Genomic DNA, 12,697 nt, shown 5'->3' on the forward strand with positions numbered 1-12,697 from the left:
CAAAAATCGGGATATAAGCCGTATACCCCGATTTTTTGCCGTCCCTCCGTTTACTTCTCGATATAGCCGTGTATGAAGTCGACGTCGCCCTTGTAATCGACGAACACATTTTTCACATACGGCTTTTGCGCCCAGATGCCCGTGTAATAGTAAATCGGCGCGATCGGCATATCAGCGATCATCATTTTTTCCGCTTGCGCCATCGTCTTCATCCGTTTCCCTTGATCGGACGTGCCGTACGTATCCTTGATTAGCTTATCGTATTCCGGATTCGAATATTTCGAGTTGTTGTTGCCCCCGCCCGTCTGCAGCAGGTCGATATACGTCATCGGATCGTTGTAGTCGGCTCCCCAGCCTGCCCGTGCGATCTGGAAGTTGCCGTTTTGACGGTTTTTGATGTAGACGCCGAATTCCTGAACCTCCAGCTTCACATCGACGCCAAGGTTTTGCCGCCACATGTCGACGACGGCCTCCGCGATTTTTTTGTGCGCCTCGCTTTTGTTATAAATAAGTGTGACGGCCGGAAGCTTCGCGTAACCTTTCTCCTTCAGTCCGGTTTCGAGCAGCTTTTTCGCTTCCGCGACATCGTCCTTGAAGTAATCGTCCTTCACTTCCTCGCGGAACGTTTTCGTTTCGCCGCGGATGCCAGGAGGCACGAGTCCGTGCGCCGGCGTCTGATCGCCGAGCGTAATTTTGTCGACGATCGACTTGCGGTCGATGGACAACGAGAACGCCTTGCGAATTTTCGCGTTATCGAACGGCTCCGCTTTCGTATTGAACTCGTAATAATACGTAGAGGCGATGCCTTTGATTTGCAGGTTCATATTTTTATCCTGCTTCAGCTTCGGCAGCTGATCGACCGGAAACTCGTTCGTCGGACGCCCCGCCCAATCGATCTGGTTCGTGTTGTACATATTAAGCATCGTGCCGGCGTCGTTCAAAATTTTCATATTCACTTCCGTCAGCTTGATGTCGGCGGCGGAATGATAGTTTGGGTTTTTCGTCAGCGTAAGCGAGTCGTTATGCTTCCACTCCTTCAGCAGGAACGGGCCGTTCGTCACCATCGTATTCGCTTCGGCGGCAAACGCCGGATTCGCCTTGACCGCTTTTTCGTTCAGCGGGAAGTACGTATAGAAGGAAACGAGGCTCAAAAAATACGGCGTAGGCGACTTCAGCTCGACATCAAGCGTGAAGTCGTCCTTTGCTTTCACGCCGATTTGCGAAGCGTCAGTCATTTTTTTCGTATTGTATTCCTCGGCGTTTTTCAAGTAATACAGCTGGTAAGCATAAGGCGCCGGGGGAGTCATTGCGGGATCGAGCGCTCGCTTCCAAGCATATTCGAAATCGCTCGCCTTAACCGGATCGCCGTTTGACCATTTGGCGTTCGAGCGAAGATGAAAGGTGTATTTCAAGCCGTCCGCCGACACATCCCATTTCTCGGCAGCCGCAGGCTTCGGCTCTCCTTTCTCGTCGAGCCGAGTCAAAGCGTCGTAAATCGGGCGTAGCACGGTTGACGAGTTGTTATCCTGGGCCAGTCCCGGATCAAGCGACGGCGGCTCGGAGGCGATCAGCATCCGCAGCTTCTGCTCCGCCGCTCCCGCTCCGCCGCCTGTATTCGATTTTTTGGCGCAGCCGGCAAGCAGGGTCGTCCAGACAAGTAAAACGGTGACAAAGACGATAGCGCTGCCCTTTATTGATCGAACCATAGACCTGTTCCTCCCGTGGTGCTGTAGTGGTGCTCCTTGCCACTAGCGTTCCCTGGGCTTTTCCCGAATATGTACGTTTTGGGCTTTTCGCATGACGTTACAAGGCAAAAAAAGCCGCCGAACGAATCCCCTGGATTCGCTTGGCAGCTTTTAAATACTTCCTTATTCTCGTCCGTCTAAACCGATAAGATCGACTTGCCTAGGCCGATAAACAAAAACACCAAATATACGACGCTCAGTGTCAAAAAACCGAATCTCCAAAGCAGCCGAATAATGCGCCGGTTATCGATTTTCCCTTTTACTTTGTATTGGAAGTTTCCGAGCAGCCCGTATCCGATCAGGAAAAAGAGCAGGATCAGGAAAAATCCGAACCGGCTGCCGAACAAATTTTCGAACAAGACGGAAACCGAGCCGATCAGCAGCAGCGTCGTTACATCCATCGCCAGCTTGGTCGCTCTTTTGCCGTCCCGACTCCATAAGTAAACTCCGATCCACAGCACGAAAAACCATAAAAAGGGCACCGCTGCGGAAAACGCGTAAATATGTATCAATACGTTAACGAAACCGTTCAACTGGCACCACCCGGAAATCAGTCTCCTGAAGCGAGCTCGTTTTCCGCCGTATGGTTGTCACCCGAAGGCCCGGCGGCTTTGATTAATCGACAGATCGTTTCGCTGACCGGCACCTGTATGTGCAGAAGATAACCCTGTTTCACGATCGCACCATTAATCCACTCGATCTCGGTGGAACGACCGGCCTGCACATCCTGCAGCATCGACGAATGGTTATTCGCCGTATTGCGGCATACATCCAGCACCTGCTCCCAGACATCGTCCCTTACGCGAATGCCGAGACCTTTTGCGACCGAGATTCCTTCGTTCAGCAGTAGGCGCATGAGTTCGATACGCTCCCCGGCCGCAGGCAGTTCGCCATTGCGGATACGCAGCAAAGCCGTTAACGGGTTGATGACGGAGTTGATCAGTAGCTTGTTCCATACGAGCTCATTCATTTGGTTCGACGGCAAAACTTGAAATCCTCCTTGCCGCAGCGAATGTACGATCAAATTTTGACGATTTTGCCCCATTTCCGTCAAAAACTTCGGTTTCGGCGCCGCTGGGCCGATCCACGTCGTCCCCGCTCCGGTATGGGCCACCTTGTTTGGCCCCAGCTTTCGGGCGCCTTCCGTCGTTACCGCCAAAAAAATGCGCTCTGCGGACACATGCCGGCTTATACGCTCGACGTGCCCGATCCCGTTCTGGAAACATAACACATGCCCTTCGTCTCCCGCTATCCGGCTCACAATGTCCAGCAGCGGAGGGGTAATATGCTTCTGCTTCACGGTCAGCAGCACCCAGTCCGCTTGCCCCGTTCCGCCGTTTGCCGCAAGTTGCCCGTACGAGATTGCCTTCACGCTTACGGGATTGTCCGTAGGCCCTTCAAGCAGGTTAAGGCCGCCGCTGTTCAGAAGCAAAGCCTGCTCTTCGGAATGCGTAACGAGAAGCACATTCGCGCCTGCCAGCGCAAGCCTTGCCGTTACAAGCATGCCGATCGCCCCTGCCCCGATGCATATGATGTTCATGTAACGATTCTCCCCGCCTTTGTTGGGCTCCTATGAATGCAAAAAAAGCCTGCCGTCTTCCTTAGTTCGGCAAGCTTTCCCTATTTTCCTCCGCGGGAGTTTTCCCGCCGCTCAATCGATCCGTTCCAAGTTTCCGTTCGCATCCATTTTGAAACGAGCCTTCTGCTCTTCTTCCTCTTCCGCGAGAAATGCGAGTTTCCGGGCGCGGTCCATAATTTGAATGAGCGCCTTGTAATCGTCGTTGACGACCCGGTAATCGGTTTGCACGTTGTTCATCTGCTTATCGAGATTTTCTTTGTCCCGGCGCAGCTCGCCCAGTTCTTCGTCCTTCTCCCTAAGCTCCTTCTCCAGCGCTTTAATATGCCGGCTCATTTCCTGATAGGTTCCTTTCCACTGGCGCAAAAAGCGAATGACGGCATCGATTGAAATCGTTTCCTCGGTAACGCCGTCGTGTTTGCCGGACCCGGCCGTTTCACCGGATTCCATTAAAGCCACTGACGAAACGGATGAACCGGCGACCCCGTTTTTCCGGTATTGGCTTCTTTTTTGCCGCTGCACTTTCGCGATCGAAATGGCGGCTTCGTATTTTTTGCGAACGCAGCTGTTCCAGCGGAAGCCGCACGCCGCAGCCGTTCTTCCTATCTTTTCGCCTACCTCTTCGAATGCAGCAAGCTGCGTGCCGCCGTCGCGAATATGGCGAAGCGTCACCTCGGCCAAGATCAGATCGTCTTCATCGCTCCAAGCATCTTGTCTAACCGCAGTCATGTACCAAAACCTCCCAACAAACTGAAATCGCCACTACTTATCTCTATGCCCAAACTAGATTTCATAGAATCTATTTGATACTACTTGGTATTACCATTTTTTTGACCGCTCATACATGTTTTTCGATGCCGAAGGTTAAGCTACTATTGTCCCGCTACAGGCTCCGTCATAAAAAGTTTGATATTTCGTCACGAATGGTCGTTTACTTTTTAAAAAGGTAGCGGTTATAATGGACATTAGGATTTTGTGCACACGAGAGTTTTAAGCAGAGAGGGGGAGTTATTCATGGCACGCATGTTCAGAGTGCTCGGATTTTGGACGCTCGCGATCGGTCTGATGGCGCTGGCCGGCGACATGAAGGAGATGGCGCTGCTGTTCTTTTTCCAAACCACCGCTTTCGTCGTCCTGGGCTATATGAATTTGTCCGAACGTACGTATATTATGCTTTTCTGGGGATATATGGTTCTCTCCTTCCTTGGATTTACGTACTGGTCGTTCTTCCAGATGGAAGTTTAAGTTCCGTATGAAGACAGGAACTCATACGCAAAAAGGTGATCCAACCGGAGCCAGTCTTACATAACCGGTGGAATCACCTTTTTTGTTTTTTTGCGGGGTTATTTTATTTGTACGAGCACTTTAAACAATTCGCTCATCGAATCGCCCAGCAGCAACTGGCGCACCGCCCGGTTCCGCCTTGCCTCGGGGCCGAACGGGTCCGTCCCGCTATGGGCGACGAGCAGCTCCAGCACGCCTTCATCCAGTAAAAACTGCTTCTGCGTCCGCAGCGAATCTGCCTGAAACCCCGCTTCCCGCCCTGCACGCAAGCACGCCGTAAAATTGACGTGGGACGTCATATCCTGCTCGCCAGGGCAGACGTATGGATCGTCCGAAGCCTGATGATTCCGGTAGCACAGGAACGTCCCTCTCATCCGGTGTGCGGCATACAGCTCTTCCGCAACGTCTCCGTAGTCGATCGTGACGAGCACTCCCCGTTCGATGGCGGCGCCCATACGCCCGATCCAGTCGGAAGCGGCCGGATTCGCCTCGATCCACTGCCCTTCGCGAATCGTTATACGTTCACGCTGGATATACGCGGCCGCCGCTCCATCCGGGTCAAGAGGCAGGAGCACCGTCCTGAAGCAACTGCCGGGCTCGTCCCAGCCGACGTACCATTCAAGCAGCTTGCCGTCCTTGCGTTCGATACGGTGCACCGGAAAGGCGTCAAGGAGTTCGTTCGAGAACACGAGGAGCGGGCTTCCATCCGCTTCGCTGAGCCAATCGTCCGGCCCGGCAAAACGAACGCACCGATGCTCCCCCAGCTCCTCAAGCTGCCGCATTCGATGATAGGGACTCCGTTCCACCATCATATAGTCCAGCCTATCGTACCAATCCGGCGCTCTCTTGCGGATCGTATCCAGCACAAGACGCGAAAGCCGGCCGGTTCCGCCGCCCCACTCCGCGATTTTCGGCGGACGATTGCCCTCGAACCGGGAAGCGAGACGGACCAGGTAAGCGCCGAGTATTTCCCCCATAATCGTACCGATCGAAACGCTTGTATAAAAATCGCCGTCCTTGCCGACTTTCGCCTCGGAGCGGTTGTAGTACCCGTGCGGGTCGTGATACAGGCAAAGCTCCATATAATCGCGAAACGGGATAGCCCGGTTCGGACTTCGTTCGATATCCGAACGGATCGCTTCCGTTATCGCCCCGGAGGCGTTATTCGGCATACGAGTCATTGGGATGCTCCTTTTTGATAAGGTTTCCAGCTAATCTCCAAAGATGATTTTAGCATATTTCGTCCCTTCCGCCGATACATTTAGTACGGATGGGACAGGGGGGAAGGCCGATGCGGAAACGGCTGCTTTACCTGATCATGATCGGGCTCGGCTGTTTGCTGCTGCCTCTCGGGGCACTGACGGCTACGGCCCAGCCCGAACCCGAACCGAAGACGAAACTGCTGGAGAAAAGCCTTACGATGTACGAGCTCGACCGCGAAATCGCGCGTCTGTCGGGTGAAGAGAAGCTGCTGGACAAGCGAATCGAGGAGACGTCCGGCAAAGTCAAACAGTCGGCCAAGCTCGTTGAGGAACAACAGCAAAAAACCGAAAAAGTAATCCGGTCTTATTATACGGGAGAGCGGCGGTCGCTGCTGCTTGCCCTCGTCGGCGTCCGTTCGCTCCAGGATGCGCTGTATGTGTGGGAGCAATTGCAGACGCTTTTGGATAACGATCGCCAAACGATCGACGATTACAAACAACGCTACCAAACCTACAAAACGGAGCAAGCAAAGCTGGAGACCGACCGCCGGCTGCTGGCCGATACGAAGGCTGCTTTTGTAGCCGAAAAAGAAAAAAGGCTCCAAGCCCAGGAAGAAGTCGACCGGCTGCTGGCCGCAAGCAAAAACCGTGAGCAGTTGGAGCAAGAAATGAACGCGCTCCGGACTTCGTGGGAGGAACGCGGCCTTCCGCTGTTCGAGCAATATTTCGCCTCGTTATCGGAGGCGATGCAGCATTTGCCGGAACTGCTCGGCCAGAACAGCGGCATGATCTCGATTAAAGGGCTGGCGCCGAAAGTAACGATCGGAGACGAACAGCTGAACCGCTTCTTGCAGCAAAAAAGCAAAACGCTCGAAGGATTTTCGTTCTCGTTCCAAGATAACGCGATAATGGCGGGCGGCAAGTCCGGCAATGTCGCCATTTCGATCAAAGGCCGCTATATCATCGAAAACAAGCCGAATAACGCCGTCCGTTTTACAATCGACAGCTTGACCTTTAACGGCTACGCGATGCCGGAAAGCACCGCCAAGTCGCTCGAGAAGCGGTACGATCTCTCCTTTTATCCGACCAAGCTCGCCCCGTTCATTCAGGCTACCGAAGTAAAAATCGCGACAGGCACGATGACAATCGCTCTCAAAATCGGGCTGTAAGCCGGGCGTCGCGAAAAAACGCCCTATTTGGCTGCCGCCGTTCGAATCGCATTCCATTCCGTCGTCGTCCTGTCCATGAACGTTTTAAAGGAGACTTCGCCCCTCCAAAGCGACTCGAGCAACGTCTGCAGCACCGTCATTTGCTTCGCCCGCTGCGGTGCGGCAGGAAGCGCATCGTCCATGTCGATATAGCCGGCAACCGTTTTAAACGCCGCGTCGTTTTTGATCGCGGGATACATGCTTGCTTGAGCAGGCAGTCCTCCACCCGCGTTCCAAAACTTGAGCAGCGCTCCGGTCGAGGCAAGATCGCGAATCAGCTCGAACGCCTCCTTGCCGGATTCCGATTTGGCGGAAATGGCGAAGCTGTTGCCCGTCAGCCAGGGCCCTTTCCAGATCGCTTCATCCTTTGGCAGCGGCATTTTGTCCATCACGACCGCCGCGGAATCGTTCATCTTCCAATCGGAAAATTTCGTAATGTATCCGACCAGCTTCCCTTGGTTTAACTGCTCCCACGGCTTCCAGGTCGCGCCTTCCTGCGGGAACGAACGGCTCAGCGTTTTGCCATCGTCCTTCCCGCTATCGGACAGCGGGAACAGAAACGATTCCAGCGATTTCAGCACGGCCGGGTCGGACAACTCCGCAGGAGAAGTCTTGGATATCGTTTTGGCGCCGCCTAACATGCGGACAAGGCTCAAAAAGGAACGGCCGTCCGGCGCGTCGAAATAAACGCCGTATTTGCCTTCGTCGGGTCTGTGCGTTTGCTTATGTAGCGCGATCAGCTCTTCCGTCGTGGCCGGCGGCTTCTCGCCGAGCTCGTTCAACCGTTTCGCATTGTAGACGACCACATACGCGTCCAAATTTTTCGGGACGCCCCATAAATACCCGTTCCACTTCACCTGCGCAAGAGCCTGCTCCATCTGCTCCGCTTGCAGACCGGTTGTCAGCATCGAATCGACGGGCAGCAAATATCCGAGCGCGGCAAATTCGCTCAGCCAATTATTGTCAAGCAGCATCACATCCGGCGCCTCGCCGAGCTGTGCCGCCTTTTTCAATTTCGCGTATACGGTTTCATCCGGCATATTTTCGAGAACGACCTCGATACCAGGATGTGCCGTTTGATACTGCTCCTTGAGCTGCTGCAGCAGCGCGAATTCCTTGGACTGCATCGATACGGCCATTCTTAACCGCTTCTGGATCGCTCCCGCCTCGGGAATCGGTTCGTCCGCCAGGCTTCCTTCTCCGGCGTTCGGCTTCGAATGGCGTCCCGTTCCGCTGAACAAGCCCGAGATTAAGATAATAGCGAAACAAACGGCAGCGGCAAGCAGCAGCCAATATTTATGGCGGAACAAAGCTTCTCCTCCTTCAAATCGGCAGTGGCGAAAACGTTGCTAGTGCAAAAGACTTATTTTTAATAATACTACATCAAAAAAGCGCTTTCGTGAACAGCTTCTTGTTAAAATATTGCGTAAAGGAGGGGATGGGGATGTTGAAATACGGCGTGGAAGCGCTTCTGCCAAAGGATATAGCGGCAGACGATGATACCGGGTACGAGGAAGCGCTCGCAGCGGCGATTACACCGATCGACCGCGATAGAGAGCTGCTTATTGTGAACACGGCGGAGGAACGCGATACGGCGATTGCGGTTTTGGAGCGGCACGGAGTCGAATACGAGGCGTTCGAGCTGCTGAGGCTGCCGGGCCAAGCGGAGGCGACGCAGCTATTTCCCGATTACGGCTTTATCGCCGCATCGGGAGCCGCTTATGCATACGGGTACTTGTGCGCGGTATTCAAGCTGGAGTCGGCGGGAGCGGACGCCGGGCCCGGACAGGCGGAGGCGCAGATGAGTGAGCATGTCATTGCGAGATTCGGCGCGAACGGGCAGCGGTTGTTCTTGACCGACCGTTCGCTTAACGACTTGATCCGGGGCATTGCCAAGGCGTACCGCTGCACTGTGGAATTCGTCTACGGAGACGCTTAATCGTTGCAATCATAGATCGTCCTGCCATAAGCGTCCTGCCGGTATTCGGTCGGCGAGCGTCCGAACCATTTCTTGAACTGCTTGGAGAAATAAAGTGGATCGGAGAAGCCGACCGAAGCGGCCACCTGTTCCACCGTGAGCGGCTCGCGAAGCAGCAGCTTGGCCCGCTCCATACGGATTTTCAGCAAAAAGTGAACCGGGGTCATGCCGGTGTACATCTTGAACATTTTCGATAAATGCGTCCGGTTGTAACCGAGCGAGCGGGATATTTCCTCGATGGAGAGCGGCTGCGAATATTGCACGGTCAGCCAGCGGATCGTCCGCTCTACCTGCTGCTCGATCGGACTTTGCTTGCCGTGCGTACCTTCCGATTGGGCCCCTCGGTTTCGTCCGTATTCGGCCAGCAGCATTCGCAGCAGGCCCCCGCTTCGCAGATCGCAGCCTTCCCCGCCTTCGGCAAGCATACACTCCATGTGATGATACAGCACAGCCGCCTTGCGGTGCTTGAGCGGCCTCGCTACCGCCCGGTGACGGGTAATGTCCATTTTGCTTAAAAGCTCTTCGGCCCGGTCCCCGCGAAAGCCGACCCACCGATACGACCACGGCTCGTCCTTGTCCGCCGTATAGCGGAACAGATCACCCGGGAAAATGAAAAAGCTGTCCCCTGCTCCCAGCTCGTACGTACGCCCCATAAATTGAAATTCGCCTTTTCCCGTCATAACGTGATGCACCAAATAATAGTCATGCACCTGCGGCCCGACGTTGTGACCGGAAAGCGTCTGTTCCCGGCCGCTGAACAGAGCGACCAATTCCCCACTGCCGGGCTCGGGATTAACTGCTAACGAGGAACGTTTCTCCATATGCGAATACGCCCTTTCTCCTTGACTATATTACGGCTTCTGTCTCTTCTTTATTGAATACGATGCGCCCGGACAAATCAATAGTGACCTTTGCGTATTCGCCGATGAAGCCGCAATGTTCCATACCCAACTCGCATTTCTCCATATTCATTTTACGGCCTGCCCGTTATGATCGTTATAGAAAGTTTAAGTTCATCGAATGGCTTCGATCAGAAGAACCCGTTTGGGAGGAGAGCTAATCCAATGTCCAAAATTACATTTATCGGTGCCGGCAGCACCGTCTTCGCCAAAAACGTACTGGGCGACGTTATGATGACCCCGGCTCTGCAAGATTTCGAGATTGCGCTTCACGACATCGATCCGGTTCGGCTCAAAGATTCCGAAAACATGCTGAACAACCTGAAGGCGACCGCCGGCAGCACTTGCCGCATCGTCGCTTATGCCGACCGCAAGGAAGCGCTTCGCGGCGCCAAATATGTCGTCAACGCCATTCAGGTAGGCGGCTACGATCCGTGTACGATTACGGACTTCGAAATTCCGAAAAAATTCGGTCTGCGTCAGACGATCGCCGATACGCTCGGCATTGGCGGCATTTTCCGCAACCTGCGCACGATTCCGGTTATGCTCGACTTCGCCAAGGACATCCAGGAAGTTTGCCCGGACGCTTGGTTCTTCAACTATACGAACCCGATGGCCGTTCTCACCAACGTGATGAATACGGACGGCGGCGTGAAAACCGTCGGCCTGTGTCACAGCGTACAGGCTTGCGTTCCGCATCTGTTCAGGCCGCTCGGCATCGATCCTGAAGGCGTTCAATGGAAAATCGCCGGGATCAACCATATGGCTTGGCTGCTGGAAGTAACGAAGGACGGCGTGGACCTGTATCCGGAAATCAAACGCCGTGCGGCGGAAAGACAAAAAGAAAAGCACAACGATATGGTCCGTTACGAGCTCATGTTCCGTTTCGGCTACTACGTAACCGAGTCGTCGGAGCATAATGCCGAGTATCATCCGTACTTCATCAAACGCAATTATCCGGAGCTGATCGAGCGTTACAACATTCCGCTCGACGAATATCCGCGCCGCTGCATTCGCCAGATCGAACGCTGGAAGACGATGCGCGAAGAGCTTGTGAACAACACAAACTTGACGCACAACCGTTCCCACGAATACGCATCTTACATGATGGAAGCGATGGAAACGAACAACCCGTTCCGCATCGGCGGCAACGTCATGAACACAGGGCTCATTACGAACTTGCCGAAGGAAGCTTGCGTCGAGGTCACCTGCCTCGTCGACCGCAACGGCATCACACCGACGTATGTGGGCGATTTGCCGCCGCAGCTCGCCGCACTGAACCGAACGAACATCAATACGCAACTGCTGACGATCGAAGCGGCCCGCACGCGCAAAAAGGAACATATTTATCACGCCGCGCTGTTGGACCCGCATACGTCGGCCGAGCTTTCGATCGACGACACCGTCGCGCTTTGCGACGCTTTGATCGAAGCTCATGGCGACTGGCTGCCGAAGTTTAACTAAAGAAGCCCGTACAAATAGAAGCTGCCTCTCGGATCGCCTGTGATTCGAGAGGCAGCTTCTTTCTTTTTTGATAGTCGGCTAGTTCGCTTTCGGCACAATGGAGAACACGAGCGCCATGTTGTCCGGCGAGCTTGCCTCCACCGTGTAGTTTCCGATCGTGGCGAACTGCTCCTCGAACGGTTTCGTTTTCTCCGCCTTGCCGTACATCGCTTCGAACCAGGCATCGAATTTCGCCGCCTCGTAGCCGAAAATATGATTCACGAACAGCTTGATCGGCTCCCGGTTGCGGGCAAGCGCGCCATCCTCCACCCGCAGCGTAATGCCGTATGTATTGTATTTCGGCTCCAGCCACAAAGACGCTTCGTTATGGGCTTCGCTTGTCCCGTTAGTGAGCGAAAGCGCCTTAGCTTTCGTATCCGCATCCTTAAACAGCCGCAGCGTCGTCTCGGTCAAATCGTAGTTCGTCCCGCGCAGCTTACCGGCATTCTCCATAACCGTATACGCCGTCTTCATCAGCTCGTTCGGGAACAGTAGCCGCTTATAACCCCCGTCCTTCGTGGGCACAACGACCGCATACTGGCCGGCTGCGGATGCCGCGGTCGCGATTCGTTTGTTTTTGTCGGTCAGCCGTTCCGCAATCGTGAGCGACTCCGCCCGCGTCACCGCTACGCCGATGCCGAAGTAACCGTTCGGATATCCTTCCATAATGCCCTTCGCGAACGATTCTGCGACAAACTTCATCTGCCGGTCGCTGGCGCTGCGCAAATCGCCGATCGATGACGCCAGCTTGCGGCTGTAGTCCGCGTCCTCCAAATATTCCGTTTCCTTCAGCGTGTAATACAGCAGCTCGGCCACCTGCTCGCGGTTCAGCTTCTGCTTGAAGTCCGGTATTTCGCTCGGCTCGATCAGATGCAGGTCGGCCGCCAAGTCGATATAAGGCTTTGCCCAATAACCGATCGTGCTCGGCGCGAACGAAAATCCCCGGTAATCTTGCCGTAATAGGTTCTGGTTCGAAAGGCTCAGACTGTTCAAAAAAGAAGACTTCCAGCTGCGCTCGCCGTTCGGGTGCTTCTCGGTGAAGCTCAGCAGCAAAATTTTCAAAAATTGATCGGCCGATACCGGTTCGTCCGGCCGGAACGTGCCGTCCGGGTAGCCGTCCAGAATGCCTTGATCAACGAGCCGGTTGATCGTGGGTTCCGCCCAATGCCCTTTCGTATCGGAAAATCGACCCGATTCGACGGCCGCCTCCGCAGCGGCCCGCTGAATGGGCTGCAAGCCTAAAGCAATAACAAGAGCAAGTACGATAGCTGTAACGCGATTCATAGTTGAATGACCCCTCCG

Annotated in this window: 12 protein-coding genes; 4 read left to right on the forward strand and 8 right to left on the reverse strand. The window is 54.4% G+C overall.

What is annotated here, in order from left to right:
- Nucleotides 1–50: 50 nt before the first annotated feature.
- From D7M11_RS02850 to D7M11_RS02865, 4 genes are all read right to left on the reverse strand, one after another.
- Nucleotides 51–1,706 carry a peptide ABC transporter substrate-binding protein gene (locus D7M11_RS02850; protein ID WP_120745617.1) on the reverse strand — a complete coding sequence of 552 codons (1,656 nt, stop codon included), beginning with the start codon at nt 1,704–1,706 and terminating at the stop codon, nt 51–53.
- Between the two features lie 176 nt (nt 1,707–1,882).
- Complete coding sequence (locus tag D7M11_RS02855; RefSeq protein WP_120745618.1) at nt 1,883–2,278, reverse strand: DUF3397 domain-containing protein; 396 nt, start codon at nt 2,276–2,278, stop codon at nt 1,883–1,885.
- Nucleotides 2,279–2,295: 17 nt separating this feature from the next.
- Nucleotides 2,296–3,285, reverse strand: coding sequence for a ketopantoate reductase family protein (locus D7M11_RS02860; RefSeq protein WP_120745619.1), 990 nt, complete (start codon nt 3,283–3,285; stop codon nt 2,296–2,298).
- A gap of 111 nt (nt 3,286–3,396) precedes the next feature.
- On the reverse strand, nt 3,397–4,050 hold the full coding sequence (locus tag D7M11_RS02865; protein WP_120745620.1) for an RsfA family transcriptional regulator: 654 nt from the start codon (nt 4,048–4,050) through the stop codon (nt 3,397–3,399).
- Nucleotides 4,051–4,335: 285 nt separating this feature from the next.
- Here D7M11_RS02865 and D7M11_RS02870 point away from each other — a divergent pair, with 285 nt between their 5' ends.
- Nucleotides 4,336–4,566 carry a DUF2626 domain-containing protein gene (locus tag D7M11_RS02870; RefSeq protein WP_120745621.1) on the forward strand — a complete coding sequence of 77 codons (231 nt, stop codon included), beginning with the start codon at nt 4,336–4,338 and terminating at the stop codon, nt 4,564–4,566.
- 98 nt (nt 4,567–4,664) lie between these two features.
- Here D7M11_RS02870 and D7M11_RS02875 read toward each other — a convergent pair whose 3' ends face one another.
- Entirely contained in the window at nt 4,665–5,786 is a 1,122-nt protein-coding gene (locus tag D7M11_RS02875; protein WP_120745622.1) for a class I SAM-dependent methyltransferase, read from the reverse strand.
- A gap of 110 nt (nt 5,787–5,896) precedes the next feature.
- Between D7M11_RS02875 and D7M11_RS02880 the strand changes: the two genes are divergently transcribed.
- On the forward strand, nt 5,897–6,976 hold the full coding sequence (locus D7M11_RS02880) for a coiled-coil domain-containing protein (RefSeq protein WP_120745623.1): 1,080 nt from the start codon (nt 5,897–5,899) through the stop codon (nt 6,974–6,976).
- 23 nt (nt 6,977–6,999) lie between these two features.
- Here D7M11_RS02880 and D7M11_RS02885 read toward each other — a convergent pair whose 3' ends face one another.
- Nucleotides 7,000–8,325 carry an ABC transporter substrate-binding protein gene (locus tag D7M11_RS02885; protein ID WP_120745624.1) on the reverse strand — a complete coding sequence of 442 codons (1,326 nt, stop codon included), beginning with the start codon at nt 8,323–8,325 and terminating at the stop codon, nt 7,000–7,002.
- Nucleotides 8,326–8,459: 134 nt separating this feature from the next.
- On the opposite strand from D7M11_RS02885, the gene D7M11_RS02890 reads away from it, so the two are divergent.
- Nucleotides 8,460–8,954, forward strand: a complete 495-nt coding sequence (locus D7M11_RS02890; RefSeq protein ID WP_120745625.1) for a hypothetical protein — start codon at nt 8,460–8,462, stop codon at nt 8,952–8,954.
- On the opposite strand, the gene D7M11_RS02895 is transcribed toward D7M11_RS02890, so the two are convergent.
- A complete protein-coding gene (locus D7M11_RS02895) occupies nt 8,951–9,814 on the reverse strand; it encodes an AraC family transcriptional regulator (RefSeq protein WP_120745626.1) in 864 nt (287 codons plus the stop codon). The genes D7M11_RS02890 and D7M11_RS02895 overlap by 4 nt on opposite strands.
- 243 nt (nt 9,815–10,057) lie before the next feature.
- Here D7M11_RS02895 and melA point away from each other — a divergent pair, with 243 nt between their 5' ends.
- Nucleotides 10,058–11,356 carry an alpha-glucosidase/alpha-galactosidase gene (gene melA, locus D7M11_RS02900; protein WP_120745627.1) on the forward strand — a complete coding sequence of 433 codons (1,299 nt, stop codon included), beginning with the start codon at nt 10,058–10,060 and terminating at the stop codon, nt 11,354–11,356.
- 78 nt (nt 11,357–11,434) lie between these two features.
- Here melA and D7M11_RS02905 read toward each other — a convergent pair whose 3' ends face one another.
- The gene (locus D7M11_RS02905; RefSeq protein ID WP_120745628.1) at nt 11,435–12,679 is read right to left on the reverse strand and encodes an S-layer homology domain-containing protein; all 1,245 of its coding nucleotides are present in this window, start codon (nt 12,677–12,679) and stop codon (nt 11,435–11,437) included.
- Between the last annotated feature and the right edge of the window lie 18 nt (nt 12,680–12,697).

This window comes from Paenibacillus ginsengarvi (assembly GCF_003626695.1).
Lineage (GTDB): Bacteria > Bacillota > Bacilli > Paenibacillales > NBRC-103111 > Paenibacillus_AB > Paenibacillus_AB ginsengarvi.